Origin of the sequence: Streptomyces sp. SA15, assembly GCF_002291145.1 — a bacterium.
In the GTDB taxonomy this organism is placed as follows: Bacteria; Actinomycetota; Actinomycetes; order Streptomycetales; family Streptomycetaceae; genus Streptomyces.
The window spans coordinates 407,965-427,217 of the sequence record NZ_NTGE01000099.1 but is presented as its reverse complement, the minus strand read 5'-3'; the positions used below and the strand labels follow the sequence as shown (position 1 = coordinate 427,217).

At 69.2% G+C, this 19,253-nt stretch carries 17 protein-coding genes and 1 pseudogene; 12 read left to right on the top strand and 6 right to left on the bottom strand.

The genetic code is table 11. The features are described from left to right. Positions 1–34 precede the first annotated feature (34 nt). A complete protein-coding gene (locus CLM62_RS51735) occupies positions 35–1,630 on the top strand; it encodes a hypothetical protein (protein ID WP_257003992.1) in 1,596 nt (531 codons plus the stop codon). Positions 1,631–1,736: 106 nt separating this feature from the next. Here CLM62_RS51735 and CLM62_RS22060 read toward each other — a convergent pair whose 3' ends face one another. Together CLM62_RS22060 and CLM62_RS22055 are read right to left on the bottom strand one after the other, a co-directional pair. After that, positions 1,737–2,036 carry a type II toxin-antitoxin system PemK/MazF family toxin gene (locus CLM62_RS22060; protein ID WP_179382182.1) on the bottom strand — a complete coding sequence of 100 codons (300 nt, stop codon included), beginning with the start codon at positions 2,034–2,036 and terminating at the stop codon, positions 1,737–1,739. After that, positions 2,033–2,263 carry a hypothetical protein gene (locus tag CLM62_RS22055; protein WP_143659124.1) on the bottom strand — a complete coding sequence of 77 codons (231 nt, stop codon included), beginning with the start codon at positions 2,261–2,263 and terminating at the stop codon, positions 2,033–2,035. The genes CLM62_RS22060 and CLM62_RS22055 overlap by 4 nt, the downstream gene beginning before the upstream one ends. Positions 2,264–2,481: 218 nt before the next feature. Here CLM62_RS22055 and CLM62_RS22050 point away from each other — a divergent pair, with 218 nt between their 5' ends. Beyond that, positions 2,482–4,182, top strand: a complete 1,701-nt coding sequence (locus tag CLM62_RS22050; RefSeq protein WP_095751585.1) for a lysyl oxidase family protein — start codon at positions 2,482–2,484, stop codon at positions 4,180–4,182. A 99-nt stretch (positions 4,183–4,281) separates the two neighbouring features. Here CLM62_RS22050 and CLM62_RS22045 read toward each other — a convergent pair whose 3' ends face one another. Further along, on the bottom strand, positions 4,282–5,775 hold the full coding sequence (locus CLM62_RS22045) for a DUF2079 domain-containing protein (RefSeq protein ID WP_373559173.1): 1,494 nt from the start codon (positions 5,773–5,775) through the stop codon (positions 4,282–4,284). Positions 5,776–6,507: 732 nt separating this feature from the next. Between CLM62_RS22045 and CLM62_RS22040 the strand changes: the two genes are divergently transcribed. After that, entirely contained in the window at positions 6,508–6,768 is a 261-nt protein-coding gene (locus CLM62_RS22040) for a hypothetical protein (RefSeq protein WP_095751584.1), read from the top strand. Between the two features lie 69 nt (positions 6,769–6,837). Here CLM62_RS22040 and CLM62_RS22035 read toward each other — a convergent pair whose 3' ends face one another. Next, positions 6,838–7,578, bottom strand: a complete 741-nt coding sequence (locus CLM62_RS22035) for a hypothetical protein (protein ID WP_306457926.1) — start codon at positions 7,576–7,578, stop codon at positions 6,838–6,840. A gap of 465 nt (positions 7,579–8,043) precedes the next feature. Here CLM62_RS22035 and CLM62_RS22030 point away from each other — a divergent pair, with 465 nt between their 5' ends. The 6 genes and pseudogenes from CLM62_RS22030 (at position 8,044) to CLM62_RS22005 (ending at position 13,070) form a co-directional block, all read left to right on the top strand. Then, positions 8,044–8,391, top strand: coding sequence for a MerR family transcriptional regulator (locus CLM62_RS22030; protein ID WP_095751582.1), 348 nt, complete (start codon positions 8,044–8,046; stop codon positions 8,389–8,391). A 272-nt stretch (positions 8,392–8,663) separates the two neighbouring features. Then, positions 8,664–8,867 carry a cold-shock protein gene (locus CLM62_RS22025; RefSeq protein ID WP_010986199.1) on the top strand — a complete coding sequence of 68 codons (204 nt, stop codon included), beginning with the start codon at positions 8,664–8,666 and terminating at the stop codon, positions 8,865–8,867. Positions 8,868–9,009: 142 nt separating this feature from the next. Next, on the top strand, positions 9,010–9,306 hold the full coding sequence (locus CLM62_RS22020) for an SCO5918 family protein (protein ID WP_095751581.1): 297 nt from the start codon (positions 9,010–9,012) through the stop codon (positions 9,304–9,306). 440 nt (positions 9,307–9,746) lie between these two features. Further along, positions 9,747–10,886 (top strand): sugar ABC transporter substrate-binding protein, encoded by a 1,140-nt coding sequence (locus CLM62_RS22015; RefSeq protein ID WP_257003991.1) that lies wholly within the window; start codon positions 9,747–9,749, stop codon positions 10,884–10,886. 245 nt (positions 10,887–11,131) lie between these two features. Next, positions 11,132–12,097: pseudogene (locus tag CLM62_RS22010) on the top strand (family 2 encapsulin nanocompartment cargo protein terpene cyclase); the annotation flags it as partial. A gap of 97 nt (positions 12,098–12,194) precedes the next feature. Beyond that, positions 12,195–13,070 carry a geranyl diphosphate 2-C-methyltransferase gene (locus CLM62_RS22005; protein ID WP_257003988.1) on the top strand — a complete coding sequence of 292 codons (876 nt, stop codon included), beginning with the start codon at positions 12,195–12,197 and terminating at the stop codon, positions 13,068–13,070. Positions 13,071–13,128: 58 nt separating this feature from the next. Here CLM62_RS22005 and CLM62_RS22000 read toward each other — a convergent pair whose 3' ends face one another. After that, positions 13,129–15,153: an FAD-dependent oxidoreductase gene (locus tag CLM62_RS22000; protein ID WP_095751580.1), complete on the bottom strand. Its 2,025-nt coding sequence runs from the start codon at positions 15,151–15,153 to the stop codon at positions 13,129–13,131. Positions 15,154–15,524: 371 nt separating this feature from the next. Then, positions 15,525–16,139, bottom strand: coding sequence for a TetR family transcriptional regulator (locus CLM62_RS50155; RefSeq protein ID WP_179382181.1), 615 nt, complete (start codon positions 16,137–16,139; stop codon positions 15,525–15,527). A 148-nt stretch (positions 16,140–16,287) separates the two neighbouring features. Between CLM62_RS50155 and CLM62_RS21990 the strand changes: the two genes are divergently transcribed. From CLM62_RS21990 to CLM62_RS21980, 3 genes are read left to right on the top strand one after another with little or no spacing between them, the layout of a single operon-like run. Further along, positions 16,288–18,738 carry an MMPL family transporter gene (locus tag CLM62_RS21990; RefSeq protein ID WP_179382180.1) on the top strand — a complete coding sequence of 817 codons (2,451 nt, stop codon included), beginning with the start codon at positions 16,288–16,290 and terminating at the stop codon, positions 18,736–18,738. Further along, the gene (locus tag CLM62_RS50150; protein WP_095751578.1) at positions 18,726–18,875 is read left to right on the top strand and encodes a hypothetical protein; all 150 of its coding nucleotides are present in this window, start codon (positions 18,726–18,728) and stop codon (positions 18,873–18,875) included. Before CLM62_RS21990 ends, CLM62_RS50150 begins: the two co-directional genes overlap by 13 nt. A 16-nt stretch (positions 18,876–18,891) precedes the next feature. Beyond that, positions 18,892–19,233, top strand: coding sequence for a hypothetical protein (locus tag CLM62_RS21980; protein ID WP_257003987.1), 342 nt, complete (start codon positions 18,892–18,894; stop codon positions 19,231–19,233). Positions 19,234–19,253 lie beyond the last annotated feature (20 nt).

Below are 19,253 nucleotides of genomic sequence, written 5' to 3'. Positions count from 1 at the left end.
GGCCGGTCCCACCAGCGCTGTTAGCATCCGACATATGGGACATAGTCGATGGATCCGGGGCGACGGGCGCTGGATCGGGGTACTGGCCACTGTCGCCGCGGTCTGTTGTCTGGCCACGACCGTCGTTTTCGCCCCCGGGTACATGAGTCCCGACAGCATCGACCAGCTCCGGCAAGCCATGGGAAAGACGCCCCTGACCGACTGGCACCCACCCGTCCTGAGCCTGGTATGGCGTGCGCTCATCGCGGTGACCGGCTCGCCCGCGTCCATGGCCGTCCTCCAGTCCGTCGTCTTCTGGGGGGCGCTCTGGGTGATGGCCTGGTGCGTCTGGGAACTGACCGCGAGCCGTGCCGGTTCGCTCGCCGTCCTGGGCCTCGGGCTGACGCCCCACGTTCTGACGTTCGTCGGGGTGGTGTGGAAGGACGTCCACACGGCGTTGGCGCTTCTCGCCGCCTGCGCGGTCGCGTTCGTCGGCCTGCGTCTGCGAGACGGCCGCCCTAGGCCCTGTCGTCAAATTCCCGCCTGCCTTGCGACGCCATGCACGCACTCTCGCCGCACCGGGCGCAGGCCCACGTACAACCAGTACGAGGGCCTGCGCCCGGCACGCCGAGAGCACGCACCTGACGCCGCAAGGCCCGCCCTCCGGGCGGACGACGGGAATTTGACGACAGGGCCTAGCCCCGCACTGCGGTGGGGCCTCCTCTGGCTGGGCGTGCTCTTCCTCGCCTATGCCATGTTGGTTCGCAAGAACGCGTTCTTCGCCGCGATTCCGGTCTTCTTCATGCTCGTACTCGCGCTGTGGCGCAAGCCCGGACGCCGCACGTGGGCCATGTGCGGGGCGGCGCTCGTTGTCGGCCTTGTCGTGCCGGCCACCGCGATCTCCTGGATCGCACGGCCCGTACCGACGAAACAAGGCGCGCAGATCATGCTCGACGACCTGGTCCACGTACTGACCGTGAAGGAACTGCGGTCGGCAGATGTGTCACCGGACCTGCGGAACCGCCTCGTGTCCGCGGCGGAGAAGTGCGACCGCGTCAATTCTCTGTCCGACGCCTACTGGACCTGCTACGAACGCCCGGCGAACGGCTTGGTGGGGCACGCGGATCAGATCACGTCCCTGTGGATGCGCGAGATGAGCGGCCACGTTCCCGGCTATGTCCAGTACCGGCTGCGGCTCTTCACGGGATTGCTCTTCGAGACCGGCTATCCGTATCAACCGGGGGTCCGCGACAACGAGCTGGGGCTCAAGGTGTCGCACGATCGATTGGAGGAGACGCTCGAAACGTACGTCATTGGTGCGGTCACGGATCTGCGGCCGCTTTTCAGGGGGTGGTTCTGGCTCGCACTCGCGCTGGTGCTTTGCCTCCGCCCGGGCAGGGGGCCGTTCTCGATGCTGATCCGGGCGCTGGGGGTCAGTGCGGCGGCATACGTGCTCGGTTACCTGCCCATCATGCCGGCGACGAATTACCGCTACGTCTACTGGCCGGCGATCGCCTGCACGCTCGGTCTTCTCCTCCTCCTGCTGGATCGCGGCACGGCCTCCTCGTCTCCGGCAGGCTTCGGCGCCGACGACCGCGGCTTGACGGTGCGTCAGCCGACGGCCGCCAAGGACGAATCTCCGGCCGGGTGACACGGAAATCCACCAGGATGCCGGTCTGCGGCCTCTGGTGCCGTGACCGATGGAGCAGCGAGGCGAAGCCGAGGAAGTGGCGATCGTGTGGCCGGGAGGGCTCGGGCTACAGGTCGAAGATGGCTTGGAGCCCGATGTCGACGGCCTCCATGACTCGCTCGTCCACCGGCCCCAGGTCTTCGCTGAAGCGAGGGGCGGACAGGGTGCGGAACTCGCCGAGCACGATGGTGCCGACGGAGGGGGAGCTGACCGGGATGTCGACCAGCGTTGCCTCGCGTACCTGCTGTGGGTAGATCAAGACACACGTGGCGGTCTTGTTCTGGGCGTTGAACGCGTCGGACGAGATCACCAGGACGTGCGCCGGGCCTCCGGCGAAGGACAGCGTGTAGACGTGCCCACGCTTCACCGGCCCGCCACCCGACCCCATCGCTCAAGGGTGGCGTCCTCGCTCTCGGCGGGCTCCGCGGCTGTGCTCACGATCCCGGCCTCGGCCCGCACGCGCGCGGATTTCTCCAGCTCCTCGACGAGCATCTGACGGCGCAGTATCCGCGCGGTGTACGCCGAGGCGTTCCCCTTGGCCTTCACGAAGGCGGCCACGTCGTCCGGGAGACTCATCGTCATGTTGACCGTCATGCCGAGCATCATACAGCTACTCATGCTCCCGGTACGGCCAACCGCCTCGCCGCCGGAGAGCTTCTTGGCTAATTGCCCATATTTGGCATATAAACCAAACGTCATCTGGCATTCAACGGCCGGCAATTCCGCCTCAACAGGCAACCTCGACACGGCTCTTACATCTCTCACAGGGTGCTCACATACTCGATCGAGATCGCGTGGGAGACCAGGAACCGATGACCAGTCAGGAACACAGAAGTCGCTTAAAGCGCTCGGCGCTCGCCGCGGGGGCCGCGCTCACCGTCGTCGTCACGGGGGCCGGGGCCGTTCCCGGGAGCGGGGCGGCGGCTGCTGAGCGTGCGGCCGGGCAGCCGCAGTTGAAGCTCGTCGCCGCGTCCAACTCCGTGACCCTCGACCGGTGGGACGAGAGGGGTGTCTTCCTGGACCTCGGCACGTACGTCACCGTCGACGGCGCGCCGCTGGAATTCAAGGTGACGCGGAAGTCGTACAAGGATCCCGTCGTCGCCCAGCAGATACTGCGTGACGGGACGCGTACGAAGACCAAGAAACTGCCCGCCGGGCTGGTGAAGGACTTCTCCGGGCTTCCCGGGTTTCTCGAGATGTCCCTCACCAACGCCGCCGGTGAGGAAATGAAGAAGGTCGACGGGACCTTCTGTCCCAACAACGCGTCCGGGCGGCTTCGTCCCGACGCGCCGGCCACCTCGCACTATCCGGAGGGCTGTTCCACCAACCCCTGGACGCTGGGCTCGGTCTGGGGCGTCGAAAAGGGCTGGGCGGCCAATTCCACGAGGGTCGACTGGGACAACCCGGTGGACCTGCCCGCAGGTGAGTACACGGCCAAGGTCGCGGTGGCCAAGGTGTACCGGGACCTGTTCGGCATTCCGGACGATCGCCCGACCATCAAGGTGACCGTACGGGACATGAGTGACGAGAACGGGGCGGGTCTGGCCTCCTCCATGCGGTCCTCCGCTCACCACGCAGGTGGGCACGACGCCCACGCCCACGCCGACTCCCACTCCAACTCCCAGTCCACCGGCCACCACTACGGCCCTCGCGGCGCCGACGCTCCTCCCGCGCCCGAGCTCTCCAACGCCCTCGAGGACCGTGGCACGGCCCACCACCTCGGCGACGGGCAGGGGCACACCGACGGTTCGCGTGTCGCGCCCGCGCTGGAGCCGGCCGCCAAGCGGCCCACCGGTCGGGCGGGCGCTCCCGCCAACGTGCCCAAGCCCGACCTGCGTTCGCTGCCCGCCTGGGACATCGCCATCACCGACGGCGAGGACGGGGACGTAGCGGGCAAGGACTACCTCGCCTTCTCCGCGAACGTGTGGAACGCGGGCCCCGCGCCCCTCGTCGTGGACGGATTCCGCAGTCCTGGCAAGGACCTGATGGACGCTTACCAGTACTTCTACGACGCCAATGGCAAGCAGGTCGGGTACACGCCCACCGGCACCATGGAGTGGGACCCGCGGGAGGGTCACGAGCACTGGCACTTCACGGACTTCGCCAGCTACCGGCTGCTGAGCGAGGACCAGACCAAGGAGGTGCGCAGCGGCAAGGAGGCGTTCTGCCTGGCCAACACCGACGCCATCGACTACACCGTGAAGAACGCCAACTGGCACCCGTACAACACGGATCTGTCCACCGCCTGCGGTGAGCAGAACTCGATCTCCGTGCGGGAGGTCCTCGACGTCGGCTCCGGCGACACGTACACCCAGTACCGTCCCGGCCAGTCCTTCGACATCACCGACCTGCCGAACGGCACGTACTACATCCAGGTGATCGCCAACCCGGAGAAGCGCCTCCAGGAGACGAACACCGACAACAACGTCGCCCTGCGCAAGGTCATCCTGGGCGGTGAGCCCGGCGCCCGGACCGTCGACGTGCCGCCGCACGATCTGATCGACGCCAAGTAAGTCCCGTAAGTTCCGTAAGTTCCGTAAACCGGAGACCGCTTGGGCGGGCAGTGCGCCTCGTGTCGCACTGCCCGCCCACTCGTGTTCGCGGGGCTCGGGTCAGGTGCGGTGTTGGAGCACCACGTAACCCTGCGTGGCTCCCACGATCGCGTACTGATCGTCCGGGTGGAGCTGGCGGGCGTATTCCTCGACGTCGCGGATGCCGCCGTCGGTGTTGTCGAGGGCGATGTAGTCGGGGGTGACGCCCCGGGTGTCGCCCACCCAGAAGACGCGGCAGCGGGAGGTGAGGCGGCTGGTCGGGCCGATGTTGGCCTCGACGGTCGCGTCGTCCGGGATGCTGCGGTTCAGCATGCGTTCTATGGCGGTGACGCGCGCGGGCTTCTCGTAGGCGGCGGATTCGGTCAGTGCCGCGACGGGGAGGGCGGTCGTGAGGGCGAGGGCCGCCGCGGCCACGGCGGTGGGCAGGTGGAACGCGTACGAGCGCAGCCAAGGGCGGGAGCTGCGGCGGGCGGTGGTGAGGGCATCGGCGAGGGCCAGTACGACGACGGGCATCAGGACCGCGCTGTAGTGCCAGTCGGTGCCCCAGTAGTGGTCGTCGGCGGAGACGAAGCGCCAGCCGAGGGTGGGCAGGGCGACGGCGAACAGCGGGGAGCGCAGGGCGAGCAGGCCGCTGGTGGGGATCAGCAGCCAGCCCAGGGTGCGCAGCTTGGTGTCGACGCCGTCGAAGAGGGCGAATCCGCTGTCGACCTTGGTCCAGTAGTCGTAGTCGCCGACGCTGTTGAAGGCCGGGATGACCGCGGTGAGGGTCAGCAGAGTGGCGGTGACGCCCAGGGCCGCCGCCCCGAGGGCGTACAGGGTCGTGCGGGGGGAGCTGTCGCGGGCGCGCAGGGCCACGACCACGGCGATCGCCGCCGCCGTCAGGCCGAGGTCCTCCTTGACGAGGATCAGCGGCAGCGCCCAGAGCAGGGCCCGGCGCCAGCGCTGGGCGAGCACGGCCTCCAGGGAGAAGGCGATCAGCGGTACGGCGAAGCAGATCTCGTGGAAGTCGAAGTCGACGGCGCGCTGGACGCCCCAGGACAGGCCGTAGGCGACACCGAGCGCGAGCCCTCTGCGGCGTCCCAGGAGGTTCGCGGCCGCGCGGGTGACCGGTACGGCCGACAGCGCGAACAGCGCGGCCTGGGCGACGAGCAGCGTGATGGGGGAGGGGAAGAGCCGGTAGAGGGGCGCGAGGAGCGCGGTCACCGGACTGAAGTGGTCGCCGAGGACGTTGGTCCCCGGGCCCTTCAGGTCGACGACGGGCGCCTGGAGGTGGGCGTAGGCGCGGATGGCCTGCTCGAAGATGCCCAGGTCCCACGACATGGTCGCCAGATGCCGGAAGCGCGAGATGGAGACGGCCGCGTAGACGAGGAAGAGGGCGGCCGCGAGGAAGTAGGGGTCGCGGCTGCCGGGCGGGTGGGGGCGCCGGTCACCTGGGGGGTGGGTGACCGGCGGGGATATGTGGGGCGCGGGATCGTCGTGTGCGGTCTGGGTCGGTATCGGTGGCGCCTGTGCGGCCGGCGCGTCCTGCGGCGGGCCAGGGAGAGCCTTGGGCACGGGGAGTCCTTACGGGCGGGGTCTTGCGAGCAGGTCTTGCGAGTGGGGCCGTGGTGGTGAGGGGCTTGAGAGTCTGGGGTGCGGTGAGGGCACTTTGGGGTCGGGGGTGTGACGAAGGGTGGCGGCTTTGGGGTCGGGTGTGTGGTGAAACAGGGGCCTGTGGGCAGGGGGCGTACGCCGGAGCCTTGTGAGCGGAGCGCCCTCCGAGTCTCGCGCCTCGTGCGCCGGGGCTTGCGAGCGGGTCCCTGTGGCCGACCGGTGCGGGACTGCCGGGAGGGCGTAGAACCGGGTGTGGAACTCTCGACCCGCTCGACCCGCTGGACCCGCTGGACCCGCTGGACCCGCTGGACCCGCTGGACCCGCTCGACCCTCTAGCCTTCTAGACCCGCTCGAGCCCCTCGGGGTTCCAGCCCCGGCTCCTTTCGGAGGCGACACGCCATGCGGAAGCGGTCCGCTCGGCGCGCCGCCATCACGTCAGTACGCCGTCTTCGCCATCCGCCGCTGCTCCCGCTCCGACAGCCGTCGCGACGCCATGCACGCTCCCCCACTGCCTTGAGGGCGTGGGAGGTGCCCCCACTCGCCGCACCGGGCGCAGACCCACGTACAACCAGTACGAGGGTCTGCGCCCGGCACGCCGAGAGCACGCACCTACAGCGACACAAGCCGCTGCCGCGGGGGAGCGACCCGCGGGCCTGGACCGGCGAGACGGCGCTGACCGGGAACGGCCGCCTGATGCCGGCCGGCTTCGTCGGCGGGATCCTGCTGTGCGAGTGGCTGCTGCATGGCTGGGACCTGGCGGTGGCCACCGGACAGAAGCTGACCGTGGACAGCGATCTCGCGGCGGCCGTGTACGAGGACGTCGCCGGCCGGGCCGAGATGGCCAGGCAGTTAGGGGCGTTCGGCCCGGAAGTCCCCGTACCGCCGACCGCCCCGCTGTTCGACCGAGCCCTGGGCCTGTCGGGCCGCGACCCCGCGTGGCAGCGCGAGACCTGACCGCCGACGCCCTCACGGGCGTTGGCGGCGAAGCCGGCCGTCGTGTCGGCGTCGTGGACGGGCCCTGGGTCAGCCGAGGCAGATCACGAGGACGCAGAGCTGCGGTGAGGTCGGCGAAGTCGCCGCCGGGTCGGGGCTCGTCTGCGAACTGCCCGAGTCCGAGCCGCCGTTGTCGCCGGCGGCGGGCGGAGCGGGCGTCGGCTGGGCCGCCGTACCGGAGTCGGACCCGCTGCCGGTGTTGCTGCCGGTGCCGGTCTGGTCGGTGACCGATCCGGCCGAGACGGAGGTCGGGACAGTGATCCGCGGCTGCGGAGTCACCGGCGTCCGGGGGACGGTCGCGGCGTCGGGCCGGGCGTTCGGTGGCGTCGTGGGGGTCGAGGCGGGGGCGGGCCGGCGGCGCTGGTCGTCGGCCGCGGGCGCCTGCTCCCGCTGGGTGCGCGAGGTGCCACGCGTGGTGGGCGGTGTCGAATCCGGGCGGGTGTGCTGGTCCGTCGTCTCCTGCGCGCCGCCCATGCCCGTGACGTCCGGGGCCGTGGCCGCCTGCGTCTTGTCCGTGGGCTGCCGGTCCATCGAGAGGACGGTCAGGCCGCCTCCGACGAGTGCGACGGCCGTTGCGACCAGCGCCCGGCGCTGGGTCTTCTTCCACCGGGCCTGCTGCCGACGGCGTGCCGCGCGCCCTTGCGGCGCGGGTATCGCGTGGTCGAAGTCATCTGCGGTGGGGTCGACCGGCGGGGCTTCGCGCGGGGCGTCCGAGGGGGTGACACCCCATACCGCCGTACCCGTCGACGCGGCGGTGGCCGGGCCCGGCACGGGGTGACCGTCGAGGAGGCCCGGTGCGATGTCCGGAGCGTAGGCACCGCACCCGGGGCACACGAGGGCGCCGTTCAAATGCCGACGACACGTGGAGCAGTAGTCCATCTGTGGTCTTCCTGAGTTGACATGCCGACGACCCTCCGGGCCGTGCAGTACTCGCGTTCGCACGCGGCAGCGAGTGGTCAGTAACGCTAACGACACGATCGAACGACTGTGTGCAGCCTGTGTGACACTCCTGCGCGGATTCTCTGGTCACGGGTTTACACACCCTCGTCACGCAGGCCTCAGAACGCAGCCGACGTCACATACCCGGGCACGCCGGAGCTGTTGGGCCGACTGTGATCGCGGCGGCAGACCTGTGTCCGCCGCAGCAGAGTTTCACCCGGGGCGACTAGAGTTCCCCTGCGGGGAAAACCAGCCCCTGTGGCGGGCCGTGCTCCGGCGGCCCGCGGGAAGGCGCAGATGCCCTCGGAAGACCAGCAGTACGCCACCGACCGGCTCGACGACGACCACTTCCCGGCGTACACCATGGGCCGGGCCACCGAGCTGATCGGTGCCACGCCCGGGTTCCTGCGAGCCCTGGGCGAGGCGGGGTTCATCGTCCCGACGAGGTCGGAGGGCGGCCACCGCCGCTACTCCCGCCACCAGCTGCGCCTGGCCGCCCGGGCTCGTGAGCTGGTCGACCAGGGGACCCCGATCGACGCGGCCTGCCGCATCATCGGCCTCGAGGACCGGCTGGAGGAGGCCCTGCGCGACAACGAGGAGCTGCGCCGGCCGGAGGAGCTCGGGTCCGACCCGGGCGGCCAGTGAATATCTGACACGGCCGGGGTAGAAATTCGAGCAGTCCCCCAAAATAATTCTGCGGTGACCTCTACCGATATTTTCGGGCAATGCCGGCTGCCTCGAGGCTCTTCCTTCTCGTCTTCTCGACGCCCATTTGTTTCGCGGGTGTCGTGCTAGGCTGGACGTCAGTTGCAGTTGTGGTTGCCATTTTGCTGCCGGTTTTTCCGGGCAGGTGATCATCACGGCGATGGGGAGGTCCGCGCGGTGCGGGCTTCCAGCACTGCCTCAGGAGATATGACATGGCCACCGGTACTGTGAAGTGGTTCAACGCGGAAAAGGGCTTCGGCTTCATCGAGCAGGACGGCGGCGGCGCTGACGTCTTCGCCCACTACTCGAACATCGCCACCCAGGGCTTCCGCGAGCTGCAGGAAGGTCAGAAGGTGACCTTCGACGTCACGCAGGGCCAGAAGGGCCCGCAGGCGGAGAACATCGTTCCCGCCTGATGTTTGCTTGACGTTTGCGTTCGAGCCATTCGCGCATACGGCGAAACAGGGCCTGCACCTCGGGTGCGGGCCCTGTTTGTTTACGCTTTTCTGTGCGTTTCCCTGCCGAGAAACCGTTCACCCCGACCTTTGGTGAGGCACCATGCGCGTTGTGATCGCCCGTTATCCCTTCGACTTGGACAAGAGCGAGGTGGAGACCAAGATGAAGGGTGTCCGCCCCGAGGATGTCACCGGGGCCTGTGTGGTCATCGGGCGCCGGCTGTACCCGGTCAAGCAGGTGGGCGAGGTGATCACCCGCCAGGACCGTCGCGACTTCAGCGCCGGTGAGGTGACCAGGGCACTGACCCGCCTCGGCTTCACCTGCCACGCGACTCCGCCTGTGGCCGCGTCCGAGGACCCCTCCCCGGCACCCACGCCGCCCCTGTGGACGGGCGCCTGACCAGGGCACCAAGTTCGCGGACCGGGCGGAACGCTCTGAACGGCCTCTCTCATAGTCGATTCTGACTGGAGGAGAGGCCGTCGTCGTTTACGAGGAGACGTCGGAGACGCCGGAGACGGGGAGGCGGCAGAGACGGCAGAGACGGCAGAGACGGCGGCAGGTCACCAGGTCATCCCACGAGCGACATGTACAGCCGGGTGCCTCCGGGCCGGTACCCGACGCGTCGCCGTGAGCGTGAGTGCGTACGTGTACGTGTGAGTGCGTACGTGTACGTGTACGTACTGGAGTTCGCCGCACCGCCCCACGGCGGTGCGGTGAAGGACAGCCGAATATTGTGCTGTTGCTATCTCGTTAACGGGTGCCGCTTGACGCTGCGGCCGTCGCGGCGTTGGCTTTCCCCCACTTGGTCGCCACTCCCCCCACCCCGGAAGGCACCTGATGTGAAAGCTCGTACCCCCCGCAGCACCGCCGTGCGTCGCCTCGCCATCGCCCTGGCCGCCTCCGCGTCGGCCCTCTCCCTCGCCGCCTGCGGCGTCATGGACGCCGTCGGCGGGAGCGACAGCTCCGAGAGCCCGACGAAGGGCAACGACATCACGGTGGGTCTCCTCCTGCCCGACAAGGAGACGGCACGCTTCGAGAAGTTCGACTACCCCCTGATCAGGGAGAAGGTCGCCTCCCTCACCGGGAACAAGGGCAAGGTCCGCTACGCCAACGCCGGGGCGAGCGCGAACAAGCAGAGCGAGCAGTTCCAGCAGATGATCGACGCGGAGGTGGACGTGGTCCTGGTGGACGCGGTCGACGCCAAGGCCATCGCGCCGGACGTGGAGAAGGCCAAGGAGGCGGGCATCCCCGTCATCGCGTACGACAGGCTCGCCGAGGGCCCGATCGACGCGTACGTCTCCCACGACAACGAGCTCGTCGGTGAGGTGCAGGGCCGTGCCATCGTCGGGGCGCTCGGGGACAAGGCCGCGACCAGCAAGATCGTCATGATGAACGGCTCGCCCGCCGACCCCAACACGGCCCGCTTCAAGACGGGCGCGCTCGAAGAGCTGGACGGCCAAGTGGTCATCGCCAAGCAGTACGACACCAGGGAGTGGCTGCCCTCGGTCGCGAAGGCGAACATGAAGAAGGCGATCCAGTCCGTCGGACTGGACAACATCGCCGCCGTCTACTCGGCGAACGACGGCATGGCGGGCGCCGTCATCGACGCGCTGAAGGAGGCGGGCGCCACCGAGATCCCGCCGGTGACCGGGCAGGACGCGAATCTGGACGCGGTGCAGCGGATCGTCTCCGGCGAGCAGTACATGACCGTGTACAAGTCGTTCCTGCTGGAGGCGGACACCGCAGCGGAGATCGCGGTGGCCAAGGTCCAGGGCCGCTCGATCGAGTTCGACGCGCTGACCCCCGACAAGGTCGACAGCCCGACGGAGGAGGACATCCCGTCGCAGCTGGTGCAGGTGGTCGCCCTCACGCAGGACAACATCAAGGACACGGTGATCCGGGACGGCGTCTACACCGTCAAGGACATCTGCACCGCGCAGTACGAGGACGACTGCGCGGCGATCGGCCTGACGTCGTAGCGCGACCGGCTCGGACACGATGGGCGTCGTGGCGGGCGAAACCGAGCGGCCTCGCCCTGACCTGCACGCTCTCCGCCCTGTTGACGCGTCGGCGTCACCGTCACCCCGACGGGCATCGGCCCTGGCCTGCCCGTTCTCTCGGAGTGGGGGCGTGAAGGGCGCACTTCCGTAGGTCGGCGCCCTCCGCGCGCCCTCCCGTCCGCTTACTCAAAGTGACGTAGGGCTGCTCGGACCCAGCCCCCTCGGACCCGGTCAGCAAGCTGCACTGCCCGCCCGCCGTCCGTGACGACCCCGCGCTCGGCGAGACCGTCAACGAGCGGCTGGTCGAGTGGGCCGAGGAGATCGGGATCTATCCCGGCCAGCTCGACAAGGTCCGCAAGGCCGGCTTCGGCCGGCTGATCATGCTCGCGCACCCCGAGTCGGACGACCCGGACCGGCTGCTCGCGGCGGCGAAGTGCGCGCTGTCGGAGTGGTCCGTCGACGACCACTACGTCGACGGCGAAGTGGAGGAGGCCCGCCCCGAACTCCTCGGGCAGGGCCTCGCGATCGCCCACTCGGTGATCGACCAGGCCCACCTCCCGTCGGCGTACGCGCCGCAGCTGGAGGACGTCGTCCAGGCCGATCCGGTGATGCGCGCCCTGCGCTCCGGGCTCGACAACCTCGCCCGGTACGCGACGCCGACCCAGGTGCGCCGGCTCCGGCACGAGCTGGCCATCATGTTCGTCGCCTACAACCAGGAAGGCGTCTGGCACACCGCCCGCCAGACCCCGCCGGTCTGGGAGTTCCTGATGCACCGGCACGAGAACAGCTTCGTGCCCTGCATGGTGCTCGTCGACGCGGTCGCCGGGTACGAGGTGCCGCAGGCCGAGTTCGCCGATGTCCGGGTGCGCCGCGCGTTCACCATGGCGGGCACCGCGAGCGTGATCGTCAACGACCTGTACTCCATGGGCAAGGAGGACCCGACGGACTTCAGCCTGCCCCGGCTGATCGCCGCCGAGGACGGATGCTCGATGGAGGAGGCGGTCGACCGCACGGTCGAGATCCACAACGAGTTCATGCACACCTTCGAGGCCGAGGCCGCCGCCCTCTGTATGACCGGCTCCCCCGAGCTGCGCCGGTTCCTGGCCGGCAAATGGGCCTGGCTCGGCGGCAGCCGCGAATGGCACGCGGGCAGCGGCCGGTACCACGCGGCCGACGCGAACGCCGCCTGACGCCGGGCGAGTTCGCCAGGAGAGTCCGCAAGGCCAGCTCGCCAGGCACACCGTTCACGCCTTTCACGCCCTCACGAGTAAGGACCCCTTCATCCCCATGCCCCGGATCTCCACGCAGATGGAGGACATCGCCATGGGCGACGTCCTGCGCACCGAATACCAGAAGTCCGTGGCCGCCTACTGGAACGCCGAGAAGGACCCGGTCAACATCCGCCTCGGCGAGGTCGACGGCCTCTACCACCACCACTACGGCATCGGCGACTTCGACCCCGCCGTCCTTCAGGGCCCGGCCGAGACCCGCGACCAGCGCATCATCGAGGAGATGCACCGCCTGGAGACCGCCCAGGCCGAGGTACTCCTCGACCACCTCGGCGACATCACGCCCACCGACCGCCTCCTGGACGCCGGCTCCGGCCGCGGCGGCACCAGCGTCATGGCGAACGCCCGCTTCGGCTGCCACGTCGACGGCGTCAGCATCTCCGAGCAGCAGGTCGCCTTCGCCAACGAACAGGCCGACAAGCGGGGCGTGGCCGACAAGGTCCGCTTCCACTTCCGCAACATGCTCGACACCCGTCTGGAGACGGGTTCGCGGCGCGCGATCTGGACCAACGAGACGACGATGTACGTCGATCTCTTCGAGCTGTTCGCCGAGTTCTCCCGCCTGCTGGAGTACGGCGGCCGGTACGTGTGCATCACCGGGTGCTCCAACGACGTCACCGGCCTGCGCTCCAAGGCCGTCAGCAGGATCGACGAGCACTACACCTGCAACATCCACCCCCGCAGCGAGTACTTCAAGGCCCTCGCCGCCAACAACCTCGTCCCCATGCAGGTCATCGACCTGACGCCCGACACGATCCCGTACTGGGAGCTGCGCGCGAAGTCCTCGGTCGCCACCGGCATCGAGGACGCCTTCCTCACCGCGTACAAGGAGGGCAGCTTCCATTACCTGCTGATCGCCGCAGACCGCGTCTGACCGGTCGGTGTTCCGGCCCGGGCGCCGCTCGACGGTGCCCGGGCCGAACGCCGCTCTCTCAGCTCCTGTGGACCTCCAGCGCGGCCCGCACGCCCGACTCCAGGGCGCCCTCGATCCACGACGGCTTGACCGAGGTGTGGTCGCCGGCGAAGTACAGCGGGCCCTCGGGGGAACGGATGGCGGCGAGGAGTTCCGTGTGCTGGCCGGGGAGCAGGACGGACGCCTCGCCGTACGCGTACGGGTCGCGCAGCCAGCTCTGGGTGCGCCCGGCGCCGGTGTAGAACACCTCGACGCGCTGGCCGTAGACCTGCTGCAGCCCCCGCAACGCATGCGGGTATCGCGCCTCTTCATCGAGGGAGTCCCAGCGGGAGGCGTCGTCGGCCCAGCTGTAGGACGCGAGGACGACACCGCCCTTGCTGCCCTCGACCGGATGGGAGGGGTTGATCATGAAACGGTTGGAGTTGTCGGAGACGGATCCACCGCCGACGATGTGCGCCGCCTCCGGCTGATCGCGGGTGGCCCAGCGGTTGGCGGCGTAGTGAACGCGCTGCGCGTCGCTGATGTGGCCGGACGGGACGGAGGGATGCGCGCCGAGCAGACTCCCGTCGCCGGGTGCCTTGCCGTTGCGGTAGTCGTCGTACAGCCCGGGGCGTACGGCGTCGAGCTCCCGCTTCCAGTCGCCTTCGTCGAACTCCCACCAGCGGCGGCTGAATTCGAGCAGCACCTTGGTAGCGCTGTCGTAGTGCAGTTCGGCGACGGCACGGCGTTTGCCGTACGACATCAGCGGGCTGATCTGGACCTGCCGAAGCCCCGAGAACGGCACGGTGACGATCGCGAGGTCTCCGGTGAACTGCTCGCGCACGACCTTGCCGTCACGTCCCTCGGAGACGGTGTCGATCCAGACGTGTGGGCCGTCGGGGCCGACGTGGGAGGAGCGCCCGTCACGGTTTCGGCCCTCGTCCCAGTACTCGATGTGGGTGGCGCGCCGGTCGAGCCGCAGGACATCGGCGACCTGCTTCAGCAAGGCGTCCGGAAGGGTCGCCGTACCGCCGACCAGCTCCCAGAACTCGGTGTCCGGGCTGATCAGCGACTGACTGATGAAGCTGTGGATGAAGGACAGCGGCAGCCGTGAGGTCAGATTCTCCAGCGTGCCGATCAGATCGATGGTCCGCTCGTCGAAGCCGGCCCGCTCGGTCAGGAACCGGTACATGGACCAGTCGCCGTACTGCTGGATCACCCGCGCCCAGCCCTTGACCCGCTCGGGCAGCGGCTTGTCGACGCGCTTGCCGTCCGGCCCGACCGTACTGAACTCGTCGCGTACGGGGTCGAGGGCATCGCGCAGGATCTTGCTGGAGGGCGTGTCCCAGTACTTGCGCGGCACCCCGAAGGACCGGTTGACCTTGCGCGGCGCCTTGGCGTACTCGGCGCGGCGCACGCGGATGCCGTTGACGTGCAGCCAGGCGCGGTTGACGGGCTTGCCGTCGCCGTCGACGTCCACGAGATGGAACCGCCGCTTTTCGACGTCGAGCTGCTCGATCAGGCTCATGACGAGAGGGTGACTGCCAGGGATGCGCATGGCGCCGGCTTCGGCGTACTGCTTCTGATCCGCGAACGGCTGCGCCGCCTGCTCGTGCCCACCGGTACGGAAGGTCTTGATCCGGCCGCCGACGCGGTTGCCGTTGGCCTCCAACAACGTCACCTGATGCCCGGCCCGCTTCAACAGCCAGGCCGCCAGGAGCCCGGCCGGCCCGGCACCGACCACGAGGATCTTCTTGGCGTCCTTGGTCTTGGCGCGGGGGAGCCCGGAGTCGAGGATCTTCTCGTACTCCGGGACGAGGGGTCGGTCGTGGTCGTCGACGACGAGCAGGGCGCGGGCTACGGCGAGGCAGGTGGACCAGGGGGCGGTGGATCTGGGTGGGCAGGGGGTGGCTGCGGGGGCGGTGGTGGGGGCGGCGGTGGCCGTGCCCTGTGTAGCCAGGGTGCCCAGACCGAGGGCCGTCGCGGTTACGGCCGTACCGGCGGCGGTCGTGAACTGCCGTCGGGAGAACGGAGGATGGGTGGCTGCGGTGCGGAGTTCATCCATACGTCCTGGATATGCGTGAGGCGGCATGCCCGGCAGGAAGACCGACGGTGGTCCACCTGAATGTGGGAGCGCGCCGGGACGCCGGCTCTGCCACGGTCGGCGCCTGAGCGGGTATGAGACGCCGCACGCCCCCCGAACGCCTCGGCTGGGAGGTTTGGCCGCATCAGCATCACCCCTTTCCGAACGCTTCGGTCACCAGCCTGGCCAGATCGTCCTCGGTCATCGTGGTGACGACCTCGATGGTGCGCAGCTCGAGACGCGACGCGCGGGGTGCCACGTGCCGGATCGCCGGGGGCGGGGGAACCTGCCCCCGGCGCACCGTCGGTTCCCGGTCCCGTCCGGCAGCTGGGAGCGTCGTTGCCCCGTCGGTCCTACGAAGCCTCCTTGACCAGGCCGGACAGCATGTAGCCCACCACCTGTGCCGCCTCCTTGCCCGCCTGCTCGTGGTCCTCGGCGAAGGCCAGCGCGGTAGCCGCCTCGCAGAGCGTTCCGAAGATCACGGTCGCGGTCATCTCGATCGGTACCGGCTGCAACTCCCCCCGCTCGGCCAACTGGTTAAGGAGTCCCAGCACCAGAGGCAGCGCCAGTTCGTTGTCCATCTCCCGGCAGCGCTGCACGCCGAGGACGCCGGCGGACTGACGCAGCAGTGACCTCCGGCGCGCGTCCGCGACGTAAGCGCCCAGGAAGCCCTGCACGGCGGCGCTCGCGACCGACCCCGGCGACTGCTCCTCGCCGCCGAGCGCCTTGAGGGCGACCGTGACCTGGTCGAGGACGCCGTGCTGGCTGACCTTGAAGACCTCGTCGAAGATGGCGCGCTTGTCCGCGAAGTGGTGGTAGACGGCGCCCTTGCTGACGCGGGCGGTGCCGGCGATGTCGTCGACGGAGGTGACGTCGAAGCCCTTCTCGGCGAAGAGTTCCGCGGCTGCTTCCAGCACCGCGGCGCGGGTCAGCGCCGCGTACTCCTCACGTCGTGACTTGACTGCCATGTTTCCTCCAAAGAATACTGACCGACTGTGAGTCGTTTGCAGACTCCGAGTCGGAGTACGACTCGGAGTTGCGTCATTATCCGGCCTGCCCCCTGACTTCTCCAACGCTGGGAGCCGTCGTATGTCGCCCGCTCGCACGGCCGAACCGATGCCCTCAAAAGGCCTCGCCCACCACGCTTCCCGGCTGATCAAGAAGGCCCGCTGGCCGCTGCTCGCGCTGTGGCTGGCAGCCTTGGCGATCAGCGGCGTGGGCGCCTCGTCCATCGCCGACTCGCTCAGCGGTGGCGGCTGGTTCGTACCGGGAGCCGACTCCACCAAGGCGGCACAGCAGCTCGAACACGGCTTCAAGGGCAGGGGACAGACCACGGTCACCCTCGTCATCCACGACAAGCGGTACGAGTCCGACGACCCGCGGTTCGAGCAGCGGGCCCGGAACATAGCGCGGCAGGTGACGGCGGAACCGGAGCTGAAGGTCACCGACAGCCACGGCTGGACCAGCCTCACCCGTCAGAACCGGTCCGACTACGCCGGCGACGACCACCACACCGTCATCGACTCCCTGGCCCTGGATCTCGACGACGGCACGGCCCGCCGCGAACTGCCCAGGGTGCAGGCGGATCTGGAGGACCGTTTCGGTGCGCAGGGCCTCGACGTCTCCCTGGTCAGCCCCTCGTCCTTCTGGGGTGAGGTCAACACGCTCAGCCAGGAGGGACTGGCCAAGGCCGAGCTGATCACGATGCCGCTGATCATCGTGATCCTCCTGCTGCTGTTCCGCAGCGTCACCGCCGCCCTGGTCTCGCTGGCCGTCGGCGTCTCCGCCATCGTCTTCACCCTGGGCGTGCTGGCCCCGGTGGCCCAGAACCACGAGTTGTCGGTCTTCGTGCAGAACGCCGCCACCATGCTCGGACTGGGTGTCGGGGTCGACTACTCACTTTTCGTGATCACACGGTTCAAGGAACAGCTGGCCCGGGGGCAGGACGTCGAATCAGCCGTGGCGGCGACCCTGCGCACGTCCGGGCACACCGTCGTCGCCTCCGGCGCCACCATCCTCCTGGCGATGTGCACCCTCTTCCTCATCGACCTCAACGTCATCTTCTCCCTGGCGCTCGGTGCCGTCGTGGTCGTCGCCTTCTGTGTGCTGACCACCGTCCTCTTCCTGCCGGTCCTGCTGCATCTGCTGGGAGACCGCGTCAACGCGGGCCGCGTCCGCGTGCCGAGGAGCCTGCGCGAACGGTTCCGGCGGGCTGTGGGGGAGGCGGACGACCGGGCGGCTGCCGCGACGTCGGCGCCCGGCGAGGAGAGCAGTCGCTGGTTCCGCCTGTCCCTGAAGGTCATGGCCAGGCCGGTGCTGTTCCTCACCGCGACCAGCGTGGTCCTCGTCGCGCTCGCCGCTCCGGTCGCGCAGTTGCGCACCTTCTCCCCCGACGCCCGCATCCTGCCGGAGGACTCGGCCGTCCGGGTCGGCTACGACCACATGCAGGACTCGTTCGGGGTCGGCACCACCTCCCCGATCCAGGTGGTCGTCACCTCCCGTGCGCCGCTGGAGGAGTCGGAGCACTCCGAGGACCTGACCCGCTTCAGCAGCCGTCTGGAGAAGCTGCCGCACGTCGACCGGGTCGACTCCGCCCTGCCCGTACTGGAGTCCGCCTCCCCGCAGGCGCCCCTCAAGGCCCTGGCCGCGCCCTCCCTTGACCGGCTTCCCGACGACGCCCGCGACACGGTGCGGCACTACGTCGCCGAGGGCAACCGCGCCTTCGTCCTGGAGGTCGTCGCGGACACCACGGCTTCCGACGACGCGGCGCGGGACCTGCTCAGCCGCGTCCAGGACGAGGCGGACAAGCTCCCCGCCTCCTCGCTCACCCCGGTGATCGGCGGCGAGACGGCCGAGGGCATCGACGCCAACCGCGTCATCCAGGACGGTCTGCCGCAGGTCATCCTCATCATGCTCGCGGCCGTCTACCTCGTCCTCCTGCTGACCTTCCGGTCCCTGCTGCTGCCGCTGAAGGCCATCGCGATGAACCTGCTGTCGATCGCCGCGACTTACGGCGTTCTCGTCCTGGTCTTCCAGAAGGGCCTGGGCACCGGGCTCCTCGGCTTCGAGCAGACCGACTACCTGCAGAACTTCGTGCCGGTGCTGCTGCTGGCGCTGCTGTTCAGCCTCAGTACCGACTACGAGGTCTTCCTGCTCGACCGGGTCCGCGAGGAGTACCTGACGACCGGTGACAACACGGTGTCCGTGGCGCGCGGCCTCACCCGTACCGCACCCCTGATCTCGGGAGCAGCCGTGCTCATGGTCGCGGTCTTCGGGGCGTTCGGATTCGCCGGGATCGTTCCCATCCAGCAGCTGGGCTTCGGCATGGCTGTCGCCATCCTCCTGGACGCCACGCTCGTACGGCTCCTGCTGGTGCCGGCGGCGATGCGTCTGATGGGCCGTTGGAACTGGTGGCTCCCCGGCCGCGGCGACCGGGCGCCCGTTCAGCGGCCGGCCGCCGCAAGGGCCGAAGCCGACTCGGAACCCGAACGCGCCGAAGCGGGACCCCCTTGGCCCCCGGCCATCCCCACAAGGGCACCGACGAAAGGACGGACATGGACGTGCTGATCCCCACTTTCCTTCTGCTGGGCACCATGCTGGGCGCCGTCGCCCAACTACCGGTCCACGTCAGCCTGATCGGCGGCGCGGTCATCGGCGCCTGGCTGACCGTCTTCCTGGTGCGCGAGCACCTCACCGGACGCTGAACGGAGTGTGACCCCCATGCCACTGACCGCAACCCGGCCGTCGCCCGGCAGGACGTGCAGGCTCTCGAAGGAGCCGAACCCGCACGAGCTGAGCGCGAAGGCTCCGAGCGGCACGAGGGACGTTGGCGCCAGGGACACCGACGGCATGGCCGTGGCGTCCTTCATGTTCGGCCTCACGGGACTGCTGGTGGGGAACCTCATTCTGGGCCCCACCGCCGTCGTGCTCTCGACGCTCGCGCTGGGGTGCGGTACGCGGCGGCCGCGGCGCGCCTGGTTCGGCATGTTCCTCGGTTTCGCCGACATCGCCGTCTTCGCGGCCCTGCTCGCCGCCAACGACTCAGTCACCTGGCACCTGTAGGCGCGCCCCGCAGCCGCGCC